We start from the raw sequence: 24,310 nt of genomic DNA on the forward strand, positions 1-24,310 counted from the left end.
GCGTTCTCCCTCTACGCCACCGTCGATTCGGAGTCGCCCAGGTGGTGTTCCACGAAGGCCGCGGCCCGTTCCTCCGCCTCCAGTTCGGCGGCGCGCAGGGCTTCGTCGTCCGCGAGGTCGGCGGAGGACTCGGTCATCGCGCGGTCGGTGAAGACCAGCGGGCGTTCGGTCTCCGTGATCAGGTGTTTGACGACCTGGACGTTGCCGTTGACGTCCCAGACGGCGATGCCGGGGGTGAGGGTCGGGATGATCTCGACCGCCCAGCGGGGGAGGCCCAGCACTCTGCCCGTCGCGCGTGCCTCGTCCGCCTTCTGGGCGTAGATCGTCCTTGTCGACGCCATCTTCAGGATGGCCGCCGCCTCTCTCGCCGCCGCGCCGTCGACGACGTCCGAAAGGTGGTGGACGACCGCGACGAAGGACAGGCCGAGGCGCCGGCCGAACTTCAGCAGGCGCTGGAACAGCTGGGCCACGAAGGGGCTGTTGATGATGTGCCAGGCCTCCTCGACCAGGAAGATGCGCTTCTTCCGGTCGGGGCGGATCCAGGTGTGCTCCAGCCATACGCCGACGATCGCCATGAGGATGGGCATGGCGATGGAGTTGCGGTCGATGTGGGACAGGTCGAAGACGATGAGGGGCGCGTCGAGGTCGATGCCGACCGTCGTCGGGCCGTCGAACATGCCTCGGAGGTCACCGTCGACCAGGCGGTCCAGGACCAGCGCGACGTCCAGGCCCCAGGCGCGTACGTCGTCTATGGCGACGTTCATCGCCTCCGCGGACTCCGGCTCGGGGTGGCGGAGCTGCTCGACGATGTCGGTGAGGACCGGCTGGCGTTCGACGATGGTCTCGTTGACGTAGGCGTGCGCGACCTTCAGGGCGAAGCCGGAGCGTTCGTCCAGGCCGTGGCCCATCGCGACCTCGATGATCGTGCGGAGCAGCGCGAGCTGGCCCGTCGTCGTGATCGCGGGGTCGAGGGGGTTGAGGCGGATGCCCATGTCCAGGGCGGCCATGGGGTCCAGGCGGATGGGGGTTATACCCAGCTCCTGGGCGATGAGGTTCCATTCACCCACGCCGTCCTCGCCCTGGGCGTCCAGGACGACGACCTGGCGGTCGCGGAAGCGGAGCTGGCGCAGGACGTACGTCTTCTCCAGCGCCGACTTGCCGTTGCCGGACTCGCCGAGGACCAGCCAGTGGGGGGCGGGGAGCTGCTGGCCGTAGAGCTGGAAGGGGTCGTAGATGTAGCCCTTTCCGGAGTACACCTCGCGGCCGATGATGACGCCGGAGTCGCCGAGGCCGGGGGCGGCGGTCGGGAGGTAGACCGCCTGGGCCTGGCCCGTGGACGTGCGCACCGGGAGCCTGGTCGTCTCGACCTTTCCGAAGAGGAAGGACGTGAAGGCGTCGGTGAGGACGGACAGCGGGTCCCGCATCAGGTCCTACCTCCGAATGCCGGTGGCGAAGGGAAGGGTGTTCACGAAGGCGCGGTGGTGCTCGCGGTCGCACCATTCCAGCTTCAGGTACGACTTTCCTGCCGAGGCCCTTATCGTCCGCTTGTCGCGGGCGAGGGCGTCGGGGGAGCGGGAGGAGACGGTGATGTAGCCGACGAGATTGACGCCGGCCGCGCCGCTGGCGAGGTCCTCGCCGCGCTGGTCGAGCCGGGAGTTCGCGGCGACGTCGCGCGGGTCGAGGGTGCGGTTCATCTTGGCGGCGCGGGACGCCTCGGCCTCGTCGTTGGTCTTCTCGGTGAGCATGCGCTCGATGGCGACCTCGGTGGGTTCGAGGTCCATCGTGACGGCGACCGTGCGGATGACGTCCGGGGTGTGGACGAGGAGCGGGGCGAGGAAGTTGACGCCGACGGGCGTCATCGGCCACTCCTTCACCCAGGCGGTGGCGTGGCACCAGGGGGCGCGGGTGCTGGACTCCCGGGTCTTGGCCTGGAGATACGTGGGCTCCATGGCGTCCAGCTCGGCCGGCCAGGCATTGCGCTTGGACATCGCCTGGATGTGGTCGATCGGGTGGTCCGGGTCGTACATGGAGTGGACCAGTGAGGACAGCCGCCCCTGACCGAGCGGCTGCCGTACGCGGATGTCGGCCTCCTGCAGACGCGAGCAGATGTCGGTCAGCTCGCGGGCCATGACGACGGCGAGTCCGGCGTCCCGGTCGACCTTGCCGCCGTGGCTGCGGGCCGCGCGGGCCATGGCGCCCGCCTCGGCGGCGAGGTCGCGCGTGTAGTGCATGCAGGCGACGAGATAGGCGCGGTGCTGCTCACTGCTGGTCGACACCATCGACTGGAGCTGGTCGTACGACTGCTGCAGCCACGGCGGTGCCTTCTCGTCGCCGCGGACGGAGACGTCCTTGGCGTGCGCGTCCGGGTCGGCGGGGAGGGTGCGGGCGAGCATCTGCAGGCGGGTGACGAAGCCGTCGCCGTTGGCCACGTGCTTGAGCAGGGTGCCGAAGCGGTCGACCAGGGCTTCCTGGTCCTCGGAGTCGCGCAGGCCGACGCCGGGGCCCTCGATCTCGATGGCGGCGGTGACGGTCTTGCGGTCGGCGTGCAGCAGTACGGCGATCTCGTCGGGGCCGAAGGGGGCGGCCAGCCAGGTGACGCGGCCGATGCCCGGGGGCGGGCCGACCTCGACCTCGCGGCCGTCGAGCCGGGTGCCGGCCTCGACGGCGCTCGAGCGGTAGGTGGTGCCCTGCTTGAGGGTCCGCTTGAAGCTGCGGTTGATCTCGAACCACTTGTAGAACGTGCGGTGCTTGAACGGCACGTACACCGCGGCCAGCGCCAGCATCGGGAACCCGGCCAGCAGCGCGATGCGCAGGGGCAGCAGGGGGACGAGGAGTCCGGACATCATGCCGAGGAACGCGCCCACGACGATCAGGGCGATCTCGCCGGTCTCGCGGTTGCGGCCGATGATCGCGTTCGGCCGGGCGCGGCCGATCAGATATGTACGGCGGGGCGTGACCGGATGGGACACGTGGGACTCGGTCGTCAACGCCCTTCACCTCCCGTGCGGTTGCTGCTGCTGTTGCGGGTGTTGCTGGCGTGGGGAGTGTTGACGGGGCTGCTCGAACGGGGTGCGGGTGCGGCGGAGGGGACAGATCCGCCGCCGCCGTTCGAGGGGCGCGAGCTGTGCGCGGCGACTCCTCCGGAGGCGGGGTTGCTCGGGCGGGCGGCGGAGGACTGGCCGCCTGAGCCGCCCTGGTTGTCCGCGCGGGAGCTGTGGGTCTTGATGCCCTGCGCGACCAGGGTCGCGGGGGAGCTGATCACTGCTGCCGCCTTGCCTTCGGCGCCCTGCATGAGGCGGTTGTTGCGGGAGCCGGCGATCTCGTCGCCGAAGCCGGGGACGAAGCGGTAGATCATCGCGCTGGCGAAGATGGCGAGCAGGATGATGGCGAGGCCGGAGACGACGGCGGAGAAGGCGTCCGGGCCGTCGTCGGCCGAGAGCGCGCCGGCGAGGCCGAGCACGATGACGATGACGGGCTTGATCAGGATCACCGCGATCATGATGCCCGCCCAGCGGCGGACGTGGCCCCAGAGGTTCTTGTCGACGAGGCCGGCGTAGACGACGGTGCCGAGGAGGGCGCCGACGTAGAGCAGGGCGGCGCGGATGACGAGCTCCAGCCAGAGGACGCCGGCGGCGAGGATGCTGACCAGGGAGACGACGATCAGCATGATCGGGCCGCCGCCGATGTCCTCGCCCTTCTTGAGGGCCTCGGAGAACGTGCCGAAGAAGGCGTCGGTCTGGTCGCCGGTGCCTTTCGCGAGGACCTCGGTGATGCCGTCCGTGGCCGATACGACGGTGTAGAGGATCAGGGGGGTGAAGGCGGAGGCCAGGACGGTCAGCCAGAGGAAGCCGATGGCTTCGCCGATGGCGGTGGCGAGGGGGACGCCGCGCACCGCGCGCTTGGCGACGGCCAGGAGCCAGAGCAGGAGCGTGAGGACCGTCGAGGCGGCGAAGACGACGGCGTACTGCTGGAGGAACTTGGGGTTGGTGAAGTCGACGTTGGCCGTCTCCTTCACGGCTTCGCTGAGCTTGTCGACGGTCCAGGAGGCGGCTTCGGCGCAGCCCTTGGCGAGGGAGGAGAGGGGGTCGAGGGTGGAGGTGGGGTCGAGGCGGGAGGAACCGCCTCCGCCGCCACCGCCGCTGCCGGTGTCGCCTTCGCAGATCTCTCTGGCCTCGCCCCTCAGGAGGTCGCAGGCGTTGTTGCTCGGCGACGGTGAGGGAGTGGGCGCGGCGACGGCACGGGTGGCCAGCAGGACCGCGGCCGTCTGCACCGCTGTGACCGCGGCGGCCAGCTTGAGTACGTGGTGCCTAGCGGGCATAGGTGAACCCTCCGTACTCCTCGACAGCCTTGGTCATGTCTTCTGCGGTGGAGGCTCTTTGGTCGCGCCCGACCGGGACCGGGCCGTCGCTCTGGGTGGAGTCGGTGACCTTCCAGTCGCCGTCGACCCACTTCAACTCGTAGGTCGTCGTGTACCAGCTCTCGGTCACGGGGTTCTTGGACGCCTCGCCCGACAGGCCGAAGAGGGAGGTGTACCAGAGGGCGACCGTGGCGGTGCCGTGGTTGAAGGCCGTGACCTTGGTGCCTACCGGGATGACGCGCGAGATGAAGGTCTGACCGCTCGGCGCTGTGCCGTCCTTCGTCAGGCCGATCTTCTCGAGGAAGCTCTCCTTCGAGTACACCTGGTCGAAGGCGGGCATCTGGGTGGCGGCGACGTCGGATGGGTACACGGTGTTGACGATCGCGCGCCGCTTCCCGGCGTCGAACATGTCGGCCGACCCGAGGGCGATGCCGTAGTTGGTGGCCGCGGACTGGGCGCCCTGCTCGCTCTGGGGGTAGCCCGTGGGGATCTCGCCCGTCTTCGACTCCACCGGCTTCTCTCCCGAGGGTGCCGTGGCCGCCGTCTCCGGTTTGTTGCCCGTCGAGTCGGTCTTGTCGGCATCGTCGCCGCCGCGGTTCGCGAAGGCGATGGCTGCGAGGAGGAGGACCACTACGCCGACCACCGTGACCAGGCTGCGGGGCGAGGAGCGGGGGGTGCGGCGGGGGGTGCCGTAGGCGTCGGGGTCGGTGTCGGGCAGGCGGGTTCGGGTCTGGCCCGTGCCGCCGTAGCCGCCGGAGGCCTCGCGCTCGTCACCGAGACTCATGCCGCGTCCGCCCCCTCGACGTCGTGCGGAAACACTTGGTACCGGTCGTACTTCTCATACTCCTCGTACGACGGTAGCCGTGCTGGTTCCCGCGCGGGCGCGGTGTGGTGACTCGACATCAGGGAAACGCAACCTCAGCCGGTGGGCACGACGGGCGGGTGGGATGGAGAGGGAGCCGGGCGTGCCCGGCCGGGCGGACGGTGCCCGGGCTACACGGCCATGCCGTACACGATGGTGAACAGCGTGCCGAGGGAGCCGATGATGAAGACTCCGGTGAGGCCGGCCACGATGAGGCCCTTGCCCTGCTCGGCGCTGAAGGTGTCCCGGAGGGCCGTCGCACCGATGCGCTGCTTCGCCGCGCCCCAGATGGCGATGCCGAGGCAGAGCAGGATGGCGACCGCCATCACGACCTCGATCATCACCTTGGCCTCGTTGCCCAGGCTGCCGAAGGGGCCCCAGTCCGGAGCGATCCCGCCGATGATCGTGTTGATGTCTCCCTTGTCGGCCGCAAAGAGCATGTAAGTCACCGCCCCTGTTGGGTAGTTCCGCACCCTCTGCGGTCGTGCAGAGGTCAGGCCTCATTCTCGCCGACAATGACGCTGTCGGATGTCGACTTGGCGTCATTGATTGGCAGGTTTCGTACGAATACCTTGCCACCGTTCCGCGCCGGCCCCTGAAGGAGGCGACGGACGGTGCGCGAAGGATCGTATGGTCACTCTGTGTATCACGGCAGGTCACGACGGGCAATGAGGCCTGAGCGAAACCTGTCGTGAGGTTCCGTCGTTGTTCCTTTTTACGTCCTGCGTCACCTTTATGGACCGTTTTTGACGGTCGGTCGGGTGAGTGGTCGCGCCCGTGTTCTCCGGGTGAAGGCTACCGAATGCGAGGAACGGGCCGCGGCTGGGATGCCGCGGCCCGTTCGCCGGTGACGTTCTGTCACGGGATGGGAGGGGTCAGCCGGTGAAGGCGCCGAGTCCCTCGGGAGTGCCCCAGCCGGTCGGTCCGTCGTAGCCCGTCCGGGCGGTGCAGAGGTAGCTGGTGGTGCAGCTTCCGTTGGAGCCGCCGGTGACGTCGTTCAGCCGGAGCCGGTGCCTTCGGTGCTGCTGGTCCTCCAGAGGCTCTCGGTCCAGCCGCGGGTGGTGGAGGAGGAGGTGAGCTTGGTGCCGCCGACGGCCGTCACGTATTTGGAGGCCGCCGGGCACTCGGCGCCGTAGCCCGCGTCGCCCGCGCTGACGGTGATGGCGCCGCCCGGGTGGTTGAAGTAGGAGGACTCGCCGCCGCCGTAGCTGTTGGAGACGTACTTGGCGCCCAGGGCGACGGCCTCGTTGACGGCGGTGCCCAGGTTGGTCATGGAGGCGGACTTGGCCTCGACGAGCGTGATGTGGCAGTTCGGGCAGATCGCGCTCGCCATGTCGAGGTCGAGGGAGATCTCGCCGGCCCAGCAGCAGGAGCGCGGCGGTGGCGGTGACGGCGGAGCCGGTGCGGCGCCATCTGCGGGCAGGCCGTAGTGCGAGCGGTACGTGGCGAGGTCCGACTCGGCGGTCGGGTCGTGCTGAAGGGGAGGCCGGGCTTGCCGGTCGATGGCGGCTCGATGGCCGGGGGATGGGCGCGGCTTGACCAAGGGGCCCGGGATCAGCGGGGCTTGAGGCCGTGCAGGAGGAGGTGGACGAGCTCCTCGATGCCGTCGAGGGCCGCCTCGGGGGCGAGCATGCCGCCCGCCGCGAAGGAGGCGATGCCCTGGAGGGTGGCGCCGGTCAGCAGGGTGAGGTGCTGCGGGTCGCCGGCGATGATCTCGCCGCGCTCCTGGGCGTCGGCGATGACCCGCTCCAGGGAGCCCACCGTCCGGTCGACGGCCGCGGCCATCTGCTCCGAGGCGTCCGGCTCGTGCTTGCGGGCGTACATGAGCTCCAGCAGCTCGGCGTTGTCGATCGCGAAGGCGAGATAGCTCCGGGCGAGGGCGGTGAGCCGCCGCTCCAGCGGGAGGGTGGCGTCGTCGGCGCCGTCCAGGGCCTGGCCCAGCCGGTCGTACCCGGCGAGCGCCAGGGCGTTGAGCAGGGCCTGCTTGTCCTTGAAGTGGCGGCCGGGGGCGGCATGGCTGACGCCGGCCTCGCGGGCCAGTTCGCGCAGGGAGAGCGCGCCGGCCCCCTTCTCCCGCAGGGTGCGCTCGGCGCCTGCGAGCAGGGTGGAGCGCAGGTCTCCGTGGTGGTAGGGGCGGCTCTCGGGCATGGGCACCATCGTATCCCGATGTTGATACCGCCATCATTGTTGTCATTGACAGCATTGTTGTCGGCGCCTACATTCGAGGTATGGCTGAGAAGAAGACGAAGAGCAATGAGGCATCGGACGCGCGCCGTCTGCCCGATCTCACCGGCCGGACCGTCGTCGTCACCGGCGCCAACAGCGGCATCGGTCTCACCGCGACCGACGCGCTGGCCCGGGCGGGGGCGCATGTCGTCCTCGCCGTACGGGACCCGGAGCGGGGGCGGGCCGCAGCGGCGACCGTGCGCGGCAGCACCGAGGTGCGGCGCCTTGACCTGGCGGATCTCTCCTCCGTACGGGAGTTCGCCGAGGCCTGGCGGGAGCCGCTGCACACGCTGATCAACAACGCCGGCGTGATGATGCTCCCCAGGCAGCACACCAAGGACGGCTTCGAGATGCAGTTCGGCACGAACCATCTCGGTCACTTCGCCCTGACCAACCTGCTGCTCCCGCACATCACCGACCGCGTCGTCACGGTCTCCTCGGGCGCCCACCGCTGGGGCGGCGCGCGGATCGGCTTCGACGACCTGGATCTGACGACGGGCTACACCCCGCAGCGCGCCTACGCCCAGTCCAAGCTGGCCAACCTCCTGTTCACCCTGGAACTCCAGCGCCGGCTGGAGGAGTCGGGCTCCCCCGTCCGCGCCCTGGCCGCCCACCCCGGTTACGCGGCCACCAACCTCCAGAGCCACGCGGCCAACCCGGCGGCGCGCGCCTTCATGCGCCTCGGCAACCGGTTCTTCGCGCAGGACGACCGGGCCGGCGCACTCCCCACCCTCTATGCCGCCACCCAGGATCTGCCCGGCGCGAGCTACGTCGGCCCCGACGGCCTCGGCGAGATGCGCGGCGCCCCGACCCTGGTCGGCCGCTCCCGTGCGGCCAGCGACCCCCAGACGGCACGCCGGCTGTGGCGGGTGTCGGAGGAGCTGACGGGCACGCTGTTCCCGCTGACCGTGGGGGAACCGGCGTAAGAGGGGGGAGCCCGTCCGATCCCGTGACGACCCCCGTGCGCCGGTGCCGTTGAGCGTGCTTCCGGCGTGCCGCGCGTGCGCGTGGCCGGTTCTTCGTTCCGCCCCCGACTCTCCTCTTTGTGATCATTCCTGAGTGCGGCGGCCCCCTCTACACTGGCCAGGCGACGGACTCGCGTGCGGTGAGGGGCGGTTGACGGTGCGTAAGGCATGGATCGTGGCGAGTGTTGCGATCAGCTCCGCCCTGGCCTTCGTGATGCTGCTGGTCGTCGGGGTGTACATCGTCGCCGGGAACCTGGCCAATGGCGTGGGCGGTGGGGCGAAGGCGTTGGCCAAGGGGGCGGTGCCCGCCGCGTACTCGGACCTGGTGCAGAAGTGGGGCAACCTCTGCCCCGCCATCAGCCCGGCCCTGCTCGCCGCTCAGCTCTACCAGGAGAGCGGGTTCAACCCGAGGGCGCAGAGCCATGCCGCCGCGCAGGGGATAGCGCAGTTCATCCCCGGCACCTGGGCCTCGCACGGCATCGACGGGGACAAGGACGGGGACCGGGACGTATGGGACCCGAAGGACGCGATTCCCTCCGCCGCGTCGTACGACTGCGAACTCGCCTCGTACGTGAAGAAGGTCGGCGGGAATCTGACTGAAAACATGCTGGCCGCTTACAACGCCGGGGCGTACGCGGTGATCAAGTACGGGGGCGTGCCGCCGTACAGCGAGACCCGGAACTACGTGAAGCGGATCACGACGCTCTCGGAGAGCTTCGCGGCGCCCGTCGGTCGGGTCGACCCCTCCGAGCAGGCCGCCGGCGCGATCGAGTACGCGCAGAAGAAGCTCGGCACGCCCTATCTGTGGGGCGGCACCGGTACCGCTGAGCAGGGCGGACGCTTCGACTGCTCGGGGCTGACCCAGGCCGCCTACGAGACCGTGGGCATCAAGCTCCCGCGCGTCGCCAACGACCAGTACAACGCGGGACCGCACCCGAGCCGGGACGAACTGCTCCCCGGCGACCTCGTGTTCTTCTCGGACGACCCCACCAATTCACGGGCCATCCGGCATGTCGGTATTTATGTCGGAGGCGGGTACATGATCGACGCGCCGCGTACGGGGGCTGTCATCCGTTTCGACCCGATCGACACTCCTGACTACTTCGGCGCCACCCGAGTCACCGAAGATGGCGCGAAAGCACTGCCCACGACGGTGTGAGCCGAGCGTGAACCCACCCCCTGAGCTGCGAAGACGTATCTCTCTTCGATAACGTCTGCGTGATCATTCGGTGGAGTGTGGAACGTATCAACGGGGACCATGCGTTCCTGATGACGTAGCCGAGCGGACGTCAGTGCGGAAGCGGATCTACAACCACGGGGGTGGCAGGAGCGGCGTACGCACAGGTGCGCCGGGAGAGACGACGAAGGGGCCCGCAGCACCATGGCTGGACTCGCCGAATCCGGGTCGAACCCTGACGTCGACCTGCTGTACGACATCAATGGCCTGGCCAAGGACGCGCCGGGGTGGTTCGACCGGGTCATGGAGTACGTGGGCGAATACGGGCTGCTGCTCGCCATCGTCCTGCTCGTGGTCTGGTGCTGGTGGACCGTGCGGCGCCGAGGGGACGAGGACGCGGCGTCCTCTGTCGCGGCGCTGGTCTGGGCGCCGCTGGCGGCGGGGATCGCCGTCCTGGTGAACGTCCCGATACGGGGGTTCGTGGAGCGGCCTCGGCCGTTCCTCGACCATCAGGGGCTTGAGGTGCTGGTCTCCGGCAAGACCGACTACTCGTTCGTGAGTGACCACGCGACGATCGTCATGGCGATGGCGGTGGGGCTGTTCGTCGCGAACCGGCGGTTCGGGCTCGTCGCGTTGGTGCTGGCGGTGTTCGGGGGGTTCATCCGCGTCTACATGGGTGTGCACTATCCGACGGATGTCGTGGGCGGGTTCGCGCTGGGTACGGCTGTGGCGTTGCTGTTGTCGCCGGTGGCCATGGCGTTGCTGACGCCGGTGGTGCGGGCTGTGGAGCGGTCGCCTCGGGTGGGGTGGCTGGTGCGGGCTCGTGGGCGTAACGGTGTTGACGGGGAAGGTGCGGTGATTCCCGGGGCTCGGCGGGAGTCGGCTTCTGAGCGGGACCTTGCTGCGTAGTGACCGGCGTCGCTGCGCCCACCCGTGCCGCCCTTAGCGGCACGATTGCCCGCAGTTCAGTCCTACCTACAGCGCCTGCGGGTACGTGAAGAAGCGGGTCGGGTCGTACTCGTTCTTCACTTTCTTCAAGCGGGCGGCCGCGTCTCCGTAATACGCCTTGCGCCAGTTCGTCAGGGTCGGGTCCGTGTAGTTCTGGTAGGCCGCGCCCGAGGCGTGGGGGCGCATGGACTTGTGGGCCGAGGCCAGCCAGTCGCGGGCCGTGGTGCCCGTCGTGCCCGGGCGCCAGGCGGCGATGTACTGGGCGAGCATGCGCGAGCGGCGGTGGACGAAGGCCGTCGAGGTGGGGGAGACGCGGTTGACCGCTCCGCCGAGGGCCGTGAGGGCGATGCTGCCCGTGCCGCCGCGTACCGAGCCGATCTGGGCCAGCAGCGTGCGGATGCCGGCCGCGGAGAGGGAGCGGTCGAAGAAGTCCGATGCGGCGGCGTACGTCTCGCGGCCCAGCGCGCCCTTCGGGGAACGGCCCGGAGTCGAGCCGGGCAGATGGCACTGCGCGTCCGTCGGGAACGAGGAGCAGCCGGCGTACACCTCCATCGACTCCTCGTAGGAACGTCGCTTCAGGGAGACGCTGCTCGCCGGGGCGCCGACGCGGTCGGCCAGGCGGTCGACGGCGTTCTTCAGTTCGCCGTAGGTGCCGAGGGAGAAGGCCGCGACGGAGACGGTCGGCCTGCCGCCGGCGGCGCTCGCCAGGTGGAGGGACGACCAGATCTCGTCGGGCTGTGACGGGCCCCACTCCTGCCAGGCCTTCACGACCGCTGCGGCCTTCGTCGAGGGCCAGGACAGATACGCCGAGACGCCCTGCGGTGCCGGGTGGGTCTTGAAACGCAGTTCCGTCACGACGCCGAAGTTGCCGTTGCCCGCTCCGCGCAGGGCCCAGAAGAGGTCCTTGTTCTCGCGGGCGTTGGCGGTGAGCTGCTTGCCGTCCGCGGTGATCAGCGTGGCCTGGGTGAGGCTGTCGCAGGTCAGGCCGTACGCGCGGGAGACCACGCCGTGTCCGCCGCCGAGGGTGAGGCCGGAGACGCCGACCGTGGGGCAGGAGCCGGCGGGGATCGTGACGCCCTTCGCGGCCAGGGCGCGGTAGACGTCGATGAGTTTGGCGCCGGCGCCGACCACGGCGGTGCTGCCCGAGGCCCGTACGCGGTTGAGCTTGGAGACGTCGACGATCAGGCGGCCGTCACCGGAGGACCAGCCGGCGTAGGAGTGGCCGCCGTTGCGGATCGCCACGCGCAAGGAGTGGGCGCGGGCGTAGGCCAGGGCCGTGCGGATGTCGTCCGGGTGGTCCACGTAGGCGACCGCGGCGGGCTTGAGGCTGTCGAAGCGGGTGTTGTAGAGCTGCCGGGCCGTGGTCCAGGCGGAGTCGCCGGGTCGGACGAGGGCGCCGTCGAGGTCGCGGGCGAGGGCGGACCAGTTCGCGGCGGTGACGTTCGACTTCGTGCCGGTGGCCGCGGTCCTGGCGGTGGCTCTGGCCCCGGCGTCCGTGTCCGACTTCGTGCACGCGGTGGTGAAGGGGGTTGCGGCCGCGGCTATGCCTGCCGTGCCGGCTGCGAGGAATGTACGCCGTTCCATGGGGCCTCCCGGTGGTTCCGTCGTGGGAGACGGGGCCGTAGGGGGTGGGGGTTCCATGGTGTTCGGCCTTGTCAGCCCGCCGCGTGCTTCTCCGCGTCCGTGCGCGCCTGGCTTCTCGCTCTTCTCGCCGGGCCGCGCCAGCCGCAGGTGCAGTGGGCCATGCAGAAGCGACCCTTCTCCGTTGTGCTCGTGAGGTGTTCCGGCCCGTCCTGCTGCGCCACGAGGACCACGTTACCCACCCCGGGTAAAGGGTTCGCATGGCGGCGGCCGCGGGCTCGCGTGACGGGGGGCACATACCCGTCGTTATCCGGAACAACGAGGGGGCCCGTGACGGACGTACCGGCTGGGGGTAGGCAGGCGATGACTGGGCGGCAGCGGGAACGGTGGCACAGGCGGACGGGCGCGGCGGTCGTCGCGGCCGTGATCGTGGCCGGGGTGGGGCTGGGGGCCGGTGGGTGTTCGGGCGGTGACGCGGCCGCCGGGGACTCCCGGGGCGGTGACGCGGTCGCCGTGCTGCACCGGGCCGCCGACCGGCTGGTGGACGCGGGGAGTTCGAAGGCCCGTACGTCGATGGAGATGGCGTCCGGCGGGACCCGGGTCACCATCCGGGGCGCCGGGGTCTACGACTACCGGAAGCGGATGGGGCGGCTGAAGGTGCTGCTTCCGCAGGATCCCGCGGGGGCCACGGAGCACCGGCCCATCACCGAACTGCTCGCGCCCGGGGCGCTGTTCATGAAGAACCGGGGCGCCGGTGTGCCGCCGGACAAGTGGGTGCGGGTGGACACCCGGACCCTGTCCGACGGGAACCTCGTCACCGGCGGGGCCACCGATCCGTTCGCGGCGGCCGAGGTGCTGCGCGGGACGCGGACGGCGAGATACGTGGGCAGGACCGAGGTCGCGGGCACCGGGGTGCGGCACTACCGGGGGACGGCGGATCTCGCCGCCGCCGCGCGGCGGGCCTCCGGCGGCAACAAGGGGGCACTGGCCGCGGCGGCGAAAGGGTTCGCCACGGCCGAGGTGCCGTTCGACGCCTACCTCGACGACGAGGGCCGCATCCGCAAGGTCAGGCACCGGTTCAGCTTCGTCGGCGGGCAGCAGAAGAGCCCCGTCGCCGTCGCCTCGACCACACTGCTCTACGCTTTCGGGGCTTCGGTGCGCGTACGGTTGCCGGACGACGACGACATCTACGCGGGCAAGATCGCCGAGAGGTGACCGGCGTGAACTAGCCCGTCCGTGCCATGCGCGGTGTGTAGGCCGCTCCCTACTCTAGGAAGTCGGTAACGGCAGAGACGAGGTGATGCACGTGGCTCCGGTCGGCGGTACGGCAGTTCAGGACTACGTGGCCCTCGCCGAGATCGAGTTGTGCGGGGAGCTGATCATCGCGGCCTCGGCCGCGCACGAGGAGCGGCTCAGTCTGCAGAGCATCGACGAGGTGCTGAGGGTGGCCGAGGAGCGGGACGCCTCGGCATCCAGGAGGTAGGCGGCTCAGGATCCGCGGCGACCGGATGGGTCCGCGGCAACCGACTCAGGTCCGCATCATGCGGGCGATCGCCTGGGTCGCCTCCTTGACCTTCGCGTCGATCTCGTCGCCGCCCTTGAGGGCCGCGTCCGCGACGCAGTGCCGCAGGTGCTCCTCCAGCAGCTGCAGGGCGAAGGACTGCAGGGCCTTGGTGGAGGCGGAGACCTGCGTGAGTATGTCGATGCAGTAGACGTCCTCGTCGACCATGCGCTGCAGTCCGCGGATCTGGCCCTCGATGCGGCGCAGGCGTTTGAGGTGTTCGTCCTTCTGCTTGTGGTACCCGTGAACACCGGCGTCGGTGACATTTCCGACATCGGTGGTGTCGGTCACGTCCGTCATCGGGTCCTCCTGGTGGGCAGTGAGCCGACATATACCCCTAGTGGGTATATGGTACCGAACTTTGCCGGGTATACGGCCCCTCGGACCGCCCCCGTGCTCACCACTGTGCATGATGGGCGACACTGGGGGGCGGCCCGATAGCCGTGGCCGGATGATGCGCCTAGCATCGGCCTGACCGAAACCGAAGCACCCCGAGGACCCCACGTGCGCTTTCGTCTGACCCCCAGGGAGACGAGCTTCTACGACATGTTCGCCGCCTCCGCGGACAACATCGTCACGGGCTCGAAGCTCCTGATGGAACTGCTCGGGGCGGACGCATCCGCCCGGGCCGAGATCGCAGAGCGTATGCGGGCAGCGGAACACGCAGGTGACGATGCCACGCACGCGATCTTCCACCAGCTGAACTCCTCGTTCATCACGCCGTTCGACCGCGAGGACATCTACTCCCTCGCCTCGTCCCTCGACGACATCATGGACTTCATGGAGGAGGCCGTCGACCTGGTCGTCCTCTACAACGTCGAGGAACTGCCCAAGGGCGTCGACCAGCAGATCGAGGTACTGGCGCGCGCCGCCGAACTGACGGCCGAGGCCATGCCGCATCTGCGGACGATGGAGAACCTCACCGAGTACTGGATCGAGGTCAACCGCCTGGAGAACCAGGCCGACCAGATCCACCGCAAGCTGCTCGCGCACCTCTTCAACGGCAAGTACGACGCCATGGAGGTCCTCAAGCTGAAGCAGATCGTGGACGTGCTGGAAGAGGCGGCGGACGCGTTCGAGCACGTGGCGAACACGGTGGAGACCATCGCCGTCAAGGAGTCCTGAGCCCTTCATGGACACCTTCGCTCTGGTCGTGACCATCGGGGTCGCGCTCTTCTTCACGTACACCAACGGCTTCCACGACTCGGCGAACGCGATCGCCACCTCCGTGTCGACGCGGGCTCTGACGCCCAAGGCCGCCCTGGCCATGGCCGCGGTGATGAACCTCGCCGGCGCGTTCATGGGCTCCGGGGTCGCCAAGACCGTCAGCGAGGGCCTGATCCAGACGCCCGTCGGCTCCAAGGGGATGGGGATCCTCTTCGCCGCGCTGGTGGGCGCGATCGTCTGGAACCTCATCACCTGGTACTTCGGTCTTCCCTCGTCCTCCTCGCACGCGCTGTTCGGCGGCATGGTGGGCGCGGCACTGGCCGGCGGGACGACGGTCTACTGGAGCGGGGTGCTGGAGAAGGTCGTCATCCCGATGTTCATCTCCCCCGTGGTCGGTCTGCTGGCCGGCTATCTGGTGATGACCGCCATCATGTGGATCTTCCGCAAGGCCAACCCGCACAAGGCCAAGAGGGGTTTCCGCATAGCCCAGACCGTCTCGGCCGCCGGTATGGCGCTGGGGCACGGTCTGCAGGACGCCCAGAAGACGATGGGCATCGTGGTGATGGCGCTCGTCATCGCCGATGTCGAGGACTACGGCGACCCCATTCCGGTGTGGGTGAAGATCGCCTGTGCCGTGATGCTGTCGCTCGGCACGTACGCCGGTGGCTGGCGGATCATGCGGACGCTCGGACGGAAGATCATCGAGCTGGACCCGCCGCAGGGCTTCGCGGCGGAGACCACGGGCGCGTCGATCATGTTCACCACGGCGTTCCTCTTCAAGGCGCCGATCTCCACGACGCACGTCATCACCTCCGCGATCATGGGCGTGGGCGCGACGAAGCGTGTGAACGCCGTGCGGTGGGGCGTCGCCAAGAACATCATTCTCGGCTGGTTCATCACCATGCCGGCGGCCGCGCTGGTCGCCGCCGCCTCGTTCGGGATCGTGAACCTGGCGTTCCTGTAGCCGTCCCGCAGTCAGCCGCGCGAGTGCGCGAAAAGGCCCGCCCCTGGGAGTAGGGGCGGGCCCTTTTTCGGCCTCGCGGTGGCACCGCCATGCAGCACCGCGAGGAGTCTTCGCGGGGCCGGATCAGCCGAAGCGGCCGGAGATGTAGTCCTCGGTGGCCTGGACCGACGGGTTGGAGAAGATGCGCTCCGTCTCGTCGATCTCGATGAGCTTGCCGGGCTGGCCGACCGCCGCGAGGTTGAAGAACGCCGTGCGGTCGGAGACGCGCGCCGCCTGCTGCATGTTGTGCGTCACGATGACGATCGTGAAGCGCTCCTTCAGCTCGCCGATCAGGTCCTCGATGGCGAGGGTGGAGATCGGGTCGAGCGCCGAGCAGGGCTCGTCCATCAGGAGCACGTTCGGCTCGACCGCGATCGCCCGCGCGATGCACAGACGCTGCTGCTGGCCGCCGGAGAGGCCCGAGCCGGGCTTGTTCAGGCGGTCCTTGACCTCGTTCCAGAGGTTCGCGCCCTTGAGGGACCGCTCGACGATGTCGGAGAGCTCGCTCTTCTTGTAGCTGCCGTTCAGGCGCAGCCCCGCCGCGACGTTGTCGAAGATCGACATCGTGGGGAACGGGTTCGGGCGCTGGAACACCATGCCGACCTCACGGCGCACGGACACCGGGTCGATGCCCGAGCCGTAGAGGTCCTCGTCGTCCAGCAGCACCTTGCCCTCGACACGGCCGCCGGACGTCACCTCGTGCATCCGGTTCAGCGTGCGCAGGAACGTCGACTTGCCGCAGCCGGACGGGCCGATGAACGCCGTCACCGAGCGCGGCTCGACGGTCATCGAGATGTCCTCGATCGCCTTGTGGGAGCCGTAGTAGGCGGTGAGTCCGCTCACGTCGATTCGCTTGGCCATTTAGTACGTCACTTCCAGACTCAGACAGTCGCTGTATGGCCGCGTCAGCGACCGGTCTTCGGGGCCTTCCAGCGGGCGATCCCGCGGGCCACCAGGTTCAGGAGCATCACGAAGGCGATGAGGGTGAGCGACGCCGCCCAGGCACGGTCGTAGGCCGCACCGGAGCCGGCGCTGTTCGCGTACTGCTGATAGATGTACAGCGGCAGCGACGCCTGCGCACCCTCGAAGGGGTTGGCGTTGATGAACGCGTTGCCCCACACCAGCAGCAGGACCGGGGCGGTCTCGCCGGTGATGCGGGCGATCGACAGCATGATGCCCGTGGTGATGCCGCCGATGGAGGTCGGCAGGACCACCTTCAGGATGGTGCGCCACTTCGGGATGCCGAGCGCCAGTGAGGCCTCGCGCAGCTCGTTCGGGACGAGCTTGAGCATCTCCTCCGTGGAGCGGACGACGACCGGCATCATCAGGATGGCCAGGGCCAGCGAGCCGGCGAAGCCGAAGGGCTGCATGTCGAACATCAGCATGAGGCTGAGGATGAACAGACCCGCGACGATCGACGGGATGCCGGTCATGACGTCGACGAAGAACGTGATGGCCTTGGACAGGCTGCCCTTGCCGTACTCCACCAGGTAGATCGCGGTGAGCACGCCGATCGGCGCGGCGATCACCGTGGCGAGGCCGACCTGCTCCAGGGTGCCGAGGATGGCGTGGTAGATACCGCCGCCCGGCTCGGTGTCGGCGACGACGCCCATGGAGTGCGTCAGGAAGTAGATGTCGAGGACCTTGACGCCGCGCACGACCGTCGACCAGATCAGCGAGGCCAGCGGTACGACGGCGAGCAGGAAGGCGACCCAGACGAAGGAGGTCGCGATGCGGTCCTTGGCCTGGCGCTTGCCCTCGACGGCCGTGGCGATGCCGTACGTGCCGACGAGGTAGAGGAGCGCGGCGATCAGGCCCCACTGGATCCGGCTGTGCAGGCCGCCCGCGAGGCCGATGCCGATCGCGACGGCGACGGAGCCGGCGGCGATGCCGTACGGGGCCCACTTGGGCAGCCGGGCGCCGCGCAGGGAGCTGGGGCCCTTGGGGGCGATGGTTGCGGTGCTCATGCGTTGGCCCCCGAGTACTCCTTGCGGCGGGCGATGATCGCGCGGGCCGCGCCGTTGACCAGCAGGGTGATGACGAACAGGACCAGACCGGAGGCGATCAGCGCGTCCCGGCCGAACTCGGTGGCCTCACCGAACTTGCTGGCGATGTTCTGCGCGAACGTGCCGCCGCCCGGGTCGAGCAGGCTGGTCTCGATCAGGAAGCTCGGGGAGAGCACGGTGGCGACGGCCATGGTCTCGCCGAGGGCGCGGCCGAGGCCGAGCATCGAGGCGGAGATGACGCCGGAGCGGCCGAAGGGCAGGACCGCCATGCGGATCACTTCCCAGCGGGTGGCGCCGAGCGCCAGGGCCGCTTCCTCGTGCATCTGCGGGACCTGGCGGAAGACCTCGCGGCTCACGTTGGTGATGATCGGCAGGATCATGATCGCGAGCAGGATGCCGACGGTCAGCATCGAGCGGGGCGCGCCGCCCTGCCAGGAGAAGATGCCGGTCCAGCCGAGGTAGTCGTTCAGCCAGCCGAAGAGGCCGGTCATGTTCGGCACCAGGACCAGCGCGCCCCAGAGGCCGTAGACGATCGACGGCACGGCGGCGAGCAGGTCGATCACATAAGCGATCGGGCCCCTGAGCCGGCGCGGGGCGTAGTGCGTCAGGAACAGCGCGATGGCGACGGCGATCGGGACCGCGATGACCATGGCGATGATCGAGGAGATCACCGTGCCGAAGGCCAGGACGGCGATGCCGAAGTTCGGCGGGACGAGGTTGGTGTCCCACTCGAAGGTGGTGAGGAAGTTGCCCTGGTCCTTGCTGATCGCGAGGGTGGCGCGGTAGGTGAGGAAGACCGCGATCGCGGCCATGATCACCAGCAGCAGGATGCCCGAGCCGCGGGAGAGACCGAGGAAGATGCGGTCTCCGGGCCGGGTGGCCCCGCGCGCCGCGCGCTTGTCGGTGGCCGGCTGCGGAGCGGGGGGAGGTGCGTCGGTTATCTGTGTGGATGTGTCCATCAGGTTCTCCGGTCTGCGGAGCCGTGCCCGGTGGGCGGTGGCTCTGCGGAGCCGTACCGGGGGTACGGCCACTGGCGGCGGTGCACCGGACGGTGCGGCCCGGTCCCGGGGAGGGGGCCGGGCCGCACTCGGGTCAGCTCAGGCCATCGACGGTGGTGCGGACCTGGGAGATGATGTCGGCGGGGATCGGCGCGTAGTCGGCCTCGGCGAGGATCTTCTGGCCTTCCTCGGAGGCGATGTAGCGCAGGAACGCCTTGGTGGCGGGCAGCGTCTCGGCCTTGTTGCCCTTGTCGCAGACGATCTCGTAGGTGACGAGGACCATCGGGTAGGCGCCCTCGGCCTTGGTGCCGTAGTTGAGCTGCAGCGCGAGGTCCTTGCCCGTGCCGACGACCTTGGCCTCGGAGATGGCCTTGGTGGCGTTGTCGACGGTGGCCTTGACCGGCTGGGCGGCGCCCGTGTCGAGGTCGACGGTCTTCAGGCCGTCCTTGGCGTACGACAGCTCGAAGTAGCCGATGGCGCCGTTGGTCTGCTTCACCTGCTGGGCGACACCGGAGGAGCCGGAGGCGGACTGGCCGCCCTTGGCCTGCCAGGTCTTGCCGCCGTCGTAGGGCCAGTCCTTCTTGGCGGTGTCGATCAGGTACTTGGTGAAGTTGTCCGTGGTGCCGGAGTCGTCCGAGCGGTGGAACGCCTGGATCTTGAGGTCCGGAAGCTTCGCGTCGGGGTTCAGCTTCTTGATCTGCGGGTCGTTCCAGTTGGTGATCTCGTTGTTGAAGATCTTCGCCAGCGTCGCGGCGTCCAGGACGAGGTTGTCGACGCCGTTGACGTTGTAACCGACCGCGATCGGGCCGCCGACCATCGGCAGGTTGATGCCCTGGCCGCCGGAGCAGACCTTCTTGGAGGCCGTGACCTCGTCGGGCTTCAGCGCGGAGTCGGAGCCGGCGAAGGCGACCTGGCCCTGCGTGAACGCCGTGACACCGGCGCCGGAGCCGCCGCCCTTGTAGTTGATCTGCGTGCCCTGGCAGGCGGCCGTGAACTGCTTGACCCACGCGTCGATCGCGTTCTTCTGGGCGGACGAGCCGTCGGCCAGGAGCTGGCCCTTGGCGTCGTCGCACTTGATGCTGCCGGGCTTGGCGGCCGCGGACGAGCCGCCGCTGCTGGTGCCCGTGTCGTCGGAGCCGCACGCCGTGAGGGCCAGGGCGCCGGAGACGGCGAGAGCACCGAGAGCGAGGGCCCGCCGGTTCATGCGCTGAAGCTTCACTTGAGTTCCTTCCGGGAGCCGCCGTCCTGATCCGGCGGCGTGCGAAGTCTGGGTGACGCGGGACGCTGAAGCGCGGCAGGCGCGGTTCGCGTCGGGTAAGGCTGAAATTAGGCAGATCAGGTGAAGGCGCCTATGGCCATAAATGAACGAGGGGTGAACCCCTGCCGAAGGTGTGGTTAGGTCACGGAACGCTTACGGGGAGAGAACGTCCGGGTTCCGCTTTCCGGGGCGGGTAACGCGAGCAGCGCGTCGACCAAGGGCCGGTCGTGGGGCTGCGTCAGCCGGGCACGGGCGGCGGCGGGTGTCAGCCACAGCACCCGGTCGACCTCGTCCGACGGGGAGAACGCGCAGGATATCGCCTCGGCCGCCCAGTAGCGGACCTGCTTGGGGCGGCCGTTCGCGAGGTAGTGCTGGGTGGGCAGCTCGGTGCCCGGCACGGCCCGGCAGCCCGTCTCCTCGGCCACCTCGCGCAGGGCACCGGCGAGTGCCTCCTCACCGCGCTTGAGCTTGCCCTTCGGCCAGGACCAGTCGTCGTATTTCGGCCGGTGGACGAGGCAGACCTCCAGCTCGCCCGTGACGGGGGAGCGGCGCCACAGAACGCAGCCCGCCGCCTGAACAGTGGTGTCGTCGGGGGAGCTCACCTGACCGCCTCCTCGGTGGCGTGGCCGGTCATGACGTGCCGACGGTTTCCTTCTGCCAGCACTGCTGGAACGCGAAACGCGCCGCCTCGACCTCATGGCGCTGGTCGGCATGGAGCACGCCGAGGGCGTACGCCGTCGCCGGGGCGATGCGCGGGGTACGCGCCGCCTGGGCCGCCGCTGCCGCCGCCTCCGAGGCGTCACGGTGGCGGTTCAGGGCCTGGCCGGCGGAGAGCAGGCGCAGATCGACCACGGCGTTGCCGTTGGGCTCGCCGCGCAGGGCCTCGCGGGCGTAGCGGTGCAGGCGCAGCAGCAGACGGACCTGGTGCCAGGGGGCGTCCTGCGGGTGCGGGACGGTGTCCGGGGACAGGCCGTGGACGAGGGCCGAGGCGTTGTACGGGTTTCCCGCGGTGAGCAGGGGGAGGGCGGCCACGGCGTCCGTGAGACGGCCCTCGGCCGCCGTGGCGAGGGGGCGCAGGTCGGTGGTGCCGGCGGCCTTGGTGAGGGGGACCTCGCTGGCCAGGACCGCGACCTTGTCCGCGATGGCGTGGAAGCGGCTGCTGCCCAGGGCCTGCAGGGCCGTGGAGTGGGCCCGGGTGCGGGCCAGGTTGAGCTGGCGGTCGAGCAGGGCGCCCGCCTTGGCCGCGCCGACGGTGAGATTGCCGCGCTCCGGTGCGGAGGCCGTGTGCGCCGGGGTGCCGGTCTTGGCGGGTGCCGTCGAGGGTGTGTGGCCCGGAGTACCGGCCTTGGCAGGTGCTGTCGGGCGGTCCGGCGCGGAGGGCGTCTGGCCCGGGGCTCCGGCCTTGGCGGATGCCGTCGCGCCCGCCGGCTGGGCCGGGAACGCCGTGGAGCCCGACAGGCGGTGCAGCGCGTTCAGCAGGCGCTCCAGACGGGAGGTGTACGCGTGCTCCATGGCCAGGGTTCCCGAGACCCAGGCCAGCTCCGGGCGCATGCCCTCGCACCAGTCCGTGTCCAGGAGGGACTGGAACGTGTGCAGGCTGGAGCTGATACGGCGCGCCGAGCGGCGCAGGGCGCGCGCCGCGTCGGCCGATCCCTCCGAGGCGCCCGCGCCCGACCCCGTCTCGCGGTGCAGGCGCAGCGCCCGGAGGAACTCCGTGGCCTGGGCCCGCAGATAGTCCGCGAGGGCGTCCCCGGTGGGGGCTGGGCCCTCCAGGGGGGACGCCAGGGGGGTCGTCGGGTCAAGGTGTCGCTGTGCCACGCCGGCGCCTCCGCGCGTCTATGAGCATCTCCTGGACGTTGCGCAGAGGCTGGCCGTCCGCGTCGGTCGCATGCCGGGTCCAGTCACCGTCCGGGCCGAGGTGCCAGGAGGCGGTGCCGTCGGACATACCGGTCTCCAGCAGCCGGTTCAGGGCCGCCCGGTGGGCCGGGTCGGTGACCCTGACCAGGGCCTCTATCCGGCGGTCGAGGTTGCGGTGCATCATGTCGGCGCTGCCGATCCACACCTCGGGCTCGCCGCCGTTGCCGAAGCCGAACACCCGGGAGTGTTCCAGGAAGCGGCCGAGGATCGAGCGGACCCGGATGTTCTCCGACAGGCCGGCCACGCCCGGGCGCAGCGCGCAGATGCCGCGCACCCACACGTCCACCGGCACGCCCGCCTGGGCCGCGCGGTAGCAGGCGTCGATGACGGCCTCGTCGACCATCGAGTTGACCTTGATACGGACGTGCGCGGGGCGTCCCGCGCGGTGGTGCTGTATCTCCTTGGTGATCCGCGCGACCAGGCCGTCGCGCAGCGACTTGGGGGCGACCAGGAGACGGCGGTAGGTCTCGCGGCGGGAGTAGCCGGAGAGCCGGTTGAAGAGGTCCGAGAGGTCCGCGCCGACCTGCGGGTCGGCCGTGAGCAGACCGAGGTCCTCGTAGAGGCGGGCCGTCTTCGGGTGGTAGTTGCCGGTGCCGACGTGGCTGTAGCGGCGCAGCGTGTCGCCCTCCTGGCGGACCACCAGCGACAGCTTGCAGTGGGTCTTCAGACCGACCAGGCCGTAGACCACGTGGCAGCCGGACTCCTCCAGCTTGCGCGCCCACTTGATGTTGGCGTGCTCGTCGAAACGGGCCTTGATCTCGACCAGGACCAGGACCTGCTTGCCGGACTCGGCGGCCTCGATGAGGGCGTCGACTATGGGGGAGTCGCCCGAGGTCCGGTACAGGGTCTGCTTGATCGCGAGGACGTCCGGGTCGCCGGCCGCCTGCTCCAGGAACGCCTGCACGGACGTGGAGAACGAGTCGTACGGGTGGTGCAGCAGGACGTCCCGCTCCCGCAGCGCGGCGAAGATGTCCGGCGCGGACGCCGACTCGACCTCGGCGAGGTCGCGGTGGGTGCCGGCGACGAACTTGCGGTACTTCAGCTCGGGCCGGTCCAGGGAGGCGATGCGGAAGAGGCCCGTGAGGTCCAGCGGGCCCGGCAGCGGGTACACCTCGGCCTCGCTGATCTTCAGCTCGCGCACCAGCAGGTCCAGGACCTCGCGGTCGATGGACTCCTCGACCTCCAGGCGCACCGGGGGCCCGAAGCGGCGCCGCATGAGCTCCTTCTCCAGGGCCTGGAGCAGGTTCTCCGCGTCGTCCTCCTCGACCTCCAGGTCCTCGTTCCTGGTCAGGCGGAAGGCGTGGTGCTCCAGGACCTCCATGCCCGGGAACAGCTCCTCCAGATGGGCGGCGATGACGTCCTCGATGGGGACGTAGCGGCCCGGGGAGCTCTCCAGGAACCTCGACAGCAGCGGCGGCACCTTCACCCGGGCGAAGTGCTTGTGGCCCGTGACCGGGTTCCGTACGACGACGGCCAGGTTCAAAGACAGGCCGGAGATGTACGGGAAGGGGTGCGCCGGGTCGACCGCCAGCGGCGTCAGCACGGGGAAGATCTGGTGCCGGAACAGGGTGAACAGGCGGGCCTGCTCCTTCTCCTGCAGCTCGCTCCAGCGGACCAGGTGGATGCCCTCCTCCGCGAGGGCGGGGGCGACGTCCTCGTGGTAGCAGGCGGCGTGCCGGGCCATGAGCTCGCGGGAGCGGGCCCAGATCATCTCCAGCACCTCGCGGGGCTGGAGGCCCGAGGCGGAGCGGGTGGCCACGCCGGTGGCGATACGGCGCTTCAGACCGGCCACCCGGACCATGAAGAACTCGTCCAGGTTGCTGGCGAAGATCGCGAGGAAGTTGGCCCGCTCCAGCAGGGGGGTGTTCGGATCCTCGGCGAGTTCGAGAACGCGCTCGTTGAACGCGAGCCAGCTGCGTTCCCGGTCGAGGAACCGGCCCTGCGGCAGCGCGGGGGCGCCGTCGGCCGGCGACTCCTCGTACGCGTCGAGATCGGCGTCGATATCGGGTTCGAGGTCGGAGACGGCCGCCGCGATGGTGTGCGGGCGGTGCGCCGCGATGGAGCCCACGGAGGGCTGCGCGTGCTGGACCTGTGCCTGGGTGTTCGGCTGGCTCATGGACCCATTCTTCCGCGCCGCGAGCATCACGGGCGCGTCGGACAGCGCGGGAGGGATCGGGGGTGTCACATGAGTGTTCCCGTTCCCCGCAGGCCCCTGACGGGGTGGCGAAGGCTCTGGCACGGCGGGATTCATTGGCCGAGCTTCGCAAGCTCGTCTGAATCGATG

Annotated in this window: 22 protein-coding genes and 1 pseudogene; 7 read left to right on the top strand and 16 right to left on the bottom strand. The window is 69.7% G+C overall.

Annotated elements, in window-relative coordinates:
- Nucleotides 1-11 precede the first annotated feature (11 nt).
- The 7 genes and pseudogenes from KJK29_RS20010 to KJK29_RS20040 form a co-directional block, all read right to left on the bottom strand.
- The gene (locus KJK29_RS20010; protein ID WP_215120518.1) at nt 12-1,424 is read right to left on the bottom strand and encodes an ATP-binding protein; all 1,413 of its coding nucleotides are present in this window, start codon (nt 1,422-1,424) and stop codon (nt 12-14) included.
- A gap of 6 nt (nt 1,425-1,430) precedes the next feature.
- A complete protein-coding gene (locus tag KJK29_RS20015; RefSeq protein ID WP_215120519.1) occupies nt 1,431-2,987 on the bottom strand; it encodes an SCO6880 family protein in 1,557 nt (518 codons plus the stop codon).
- The gene (locus KJK29_RS20020; RefSeq protein ID WP_215120520.1) at nt 2,984-4,318 is read right to left on the bottom strand and encodes a hypothetical protein; all 1,335 of its coding nucleotides are present in this window, start codon (nt 4,316-4,318) and stop codon (nt 2,984-2,986) included. The genes KJK29_RS20015 and KJK29_RS20020 overlap by 4 nt, the downstream gene beginning before the upstream one ends.
- A complete protein-coding gene (locus KJK29_RS20025; protein WP_215120521.1) occupies nt 4,308-5,141 on the bottom strand; it encodes a hypothetical protein in 834 nt (277 codons plus the stop codon). Before KJK29_RS20025 ends, KJK29_RS20020 begins: the two co-directional genes overlap by 11 nt.
- Nucleotides 5,142-5,350: 209 nt before the next feature.
- Entirely contained in the window at nt 5,351-5,659 is a 309-nt protein-coding gene (locus KJK29_RS20030; protein WP_210876544.1) for a hypothetical protein, read from the bottom strand.
- Nucleotides 5,660-6,094: 435 nt separating this feature from the next.
- Nucleotides 6,095-6,690, bottom strand: a pseudogene (locus tag KJK29_RS20035) (peptidase S8); the annotation flags it as partial.
- An 83-nt stretch (nt 6,691-6,773) separates the two neighbouring features.
- Nucleotides 6,774-7,376 (bottom strand): TetR/AcrR family transcriptional regulator, encoded by a 603-nt coding sequence (locus KJK29_RS20040; protein ID WP_215120522.1) that lies wholly within the window; start codon nt 7,374-7,376, stop codon nt 6,774-6,776.
- Nucleotides 7,377-7,447: 71 nt separating this feature from the next.
- On the opposite strand from KJK29_RS20040, the gene KJK29_RS20045 reads away from it, so the two are divergent.
- The 3 genes from KJK29_RS20045 (at nt 7,448) to KJK29_RS20055 (ending at nt 10,496) form a co-directional block, all read left to right on the top strand.
- Nucleotides 7,448-8,371, top strand: coding sequence for an oxidoreductase (locus tag KJK29_RS20045; protein ID WP_215120523.1), 924 nt, complete (start codon nt 7,448-7,450; stop codon nt 8,369-8,371).
- Nucleotides 8,372-8,561: 190 nt separating this feature from the next.
- Nucleotides 8,562-9,569: a bifunctional lytic transglycosylase/C40 family peptidase gene (locus tag KJK29_RS20050; protein ID WP_251057868.1), complete on the top strand. Its 1,008-nt coding sequence runs from the start codon at nt 8,562-8,564 to the stop codon at nt 9,567-9,569.
- A gap of 222 nt (nt 9,570-9,791) precedes the next feature.
- On the top strand, nt 9,792-10,496 hold the full coding sequence (locus KJK29_RS20055) for a phosphatase PAP2 family protein (protein WP_215120525.1): 705 nt from the start codon (nt 9,792-9,794) through the stop codon (nt 10,494-10,496).
- Between the two features lie 66 nt (nt 10,497-10,562).
- Here the strand turns inward: KJK29_RS20055 and KJK29_RS20060 are convergent, their stop codons facing one another.
- Nucleotides 10,563-12,119, bottom strand: coding sequence for an FAD-binding oxidoreductase (locus KJK29_RS20060; protein ID WP_215120526.1), 1,557 nt, complete (start codon nt 12,117-12,119; stop codon nt 10,563-10,565).
- Between the two features lie 360 nt (nt 12,120-12,479).
- Between KJK29_RS20060 and KJK29_RS20065 the strand changes: the two genes are divergently transcribed.
- Together KJK29_RS20065 and KJK29_RS20070 are read left to right on the top strand one after the other, a co-directional pair.
- On the top strand, nt 12,480-13,331 hold the full coding sequence (locus tag KJK29_RS20065; protein ID WP_215120527.1) for a hypothetical protein: 852 nt from the start codon (nt 12,480-12,482) through the stop codon (nt 13,329-13,331).
- A gap of 85 nt (nt 13,332-13,416) precedes the next feature.
- Nucleotides 13,417-13,599 (top strand): hypothetical protein, encoded by a 183-nt coding sequence (locus KJK29_RS20070; RefSeq protein ID WP_215120528.1) that lies wholly within the window; start codon nt 13,417-13,419, stop codon nt 13,597-13,599.
- Nucleotides 13,600-13,644: 45 nt separating this feature from the next.
- Here the strand turns inward: KJK29_RS20070 and KJK29_RS20075 are convergent, their stop codons facing one another.
- Nucleotides 13,645-13,977 (bottom strand): metal-sensitive transcriptional regulator, encoded by a 333-nt coding sequence (locus KJK29_RS20075; protein ID WP_251057869.1) that lies wholly within the window; start codon nt 13,975-13,977, stop codon nt 13,645-13,647.
- Nucleotides 13,978-14,181: 204 nt separating this feature from the next.
- On the opposite strand from KJK29_RS20075, the gene KJK29_RS20080 reads away from it, so the two are divergent.
- Nucleotides 14,182-14,802: a DUF47 domain-containing protein gene (locus tag KJK29_RS20080; RefSeq protein ID WP_059418711.1), complete on the top strand. Its 621-nt coding sequence runs from the start codon at nt 14,182-14,184 to the stop codon at nt 14,800-14,802.
- A 7-nt stretch (nt 14,803-14,809) separates the two neighbouring features.
- A complete protein-coding gene (locus KJK29_RS20085; protein WP_215120529.1) occupies nt 14,810-15,808 on the top strand; it encodes an inorganic phosphate transporter in 999 nt (332 codons plus the stop codon).
- A 123-nt stretch (nt 15,809-15,931) separates the two neighbouring features.
- On the opposite strand, the gene pstB is transcribed toward KJK29_RS20085, so the two are convergent.
- The 7 genes from pstB to KJK29_RS20120 all read right to left on the bottom strand — a co-directional run bounded on the left by pstB (nt 15,932) and on the right by KJK29_RS20120 (nt 24,277).
- A complete protein-coding gene (pstB, locus tag KJK29_RS20090; RefSeq protein ID WP_215120530.1) occupies nt 15,932-16,708 on the bottom strand; it encodes a phosphate ABC transporter ATP-binding protein PstB in 777 nt (258 codons plus the stop codon).
- Nucleotides 16,709-16,752: 44 nt separating this feature from the next.
- A complete protein-coding gene (gene pstA / locus KJK29_RS20095) occupies nt 16,753-17,814 on the bottom strand; it encodes a phosphate ABC transporter permease PstA (RefSeq protein WP_215120531.1) in 1,062 nt (353 codons plus the stop codon).
- On the bottom strand, nt 17,811-18,812 hold the full coding sequence (gene pstC, locus KJK29_RS20100) for a phosphate ABC transporter permease subunit PstC (protein WP_215120532.1): 1,002 nt from the start codon (nt 18,810-18,812) through the stop codon (nt 17,811-17,813). Before pstC ends, pstA begins: the two co-directional genes overlap by 4 nt.
- Before the next feature lie 133 nt (nt 18,813-18,945).
- Nucleotides 18,946-20,070 (bottom strand): phosphate ABC transporter substrate-binding protein PstS, encoded by a 1,125-nt coding sequence (gene pstS, locus KJK29_RS20105; protein ID WP_215120533.1) that lies wholly within the window; start codon nt 20,068-20,070, stop codon nt 18,946-18,948.
- A 176-nt stretch (nt 20,071-20,246) separates the two neighbouring features.
- Nucleotides 20,247-20,711 (bottom strand): NUDIX hydrolase, encoded by a 465-nt coding sequence (locus KJK29_RS20110; RefSeq protein ID WP_215120534.1) that lies wholly within the window; start codon nt 20,709-20,711, stop codon nt 20,247-20,249.
- Nucleotides 20,712-20,739: 28 nt separating this feature from the next.
- A complete protein-coding gene (locus KJK29_RS20115) occupies nt 20,740-21,927 on the bottom strand; it encodes a CHAD domain-containing protein (RefSeq protein WP_215120535.1) in 1,188 nt (395 codons plus the stop codon).
- Complete coding sequence (locus tag KJK29_RS20120; RefSeq protein ID WP_215120536.1) at nt 21,908-24,277, bottom strand: RNA degradosome polyphosphate kinase; 2,370 nt, start codon at nt 24,275-24,277, stop codon at nt 21,908-21,910. Before KJK29_RS20120 ends, KJK29_RS20115 begins: the two co-directional genes overlap by 20 nt.
- Nucleotides 24,278-24,310: the final 33 nt, after the last annotated feature.

It is taken from the genome of Streptomyces koelreuteriae (genome assembly GCF_018604545.1).
Lineage (GTDB): Bacteria > Actinomycetota > Actinomycetes > Streptomycetales > Streptomycetaceae > Streptomyces > Streptomyces koelreuteriae.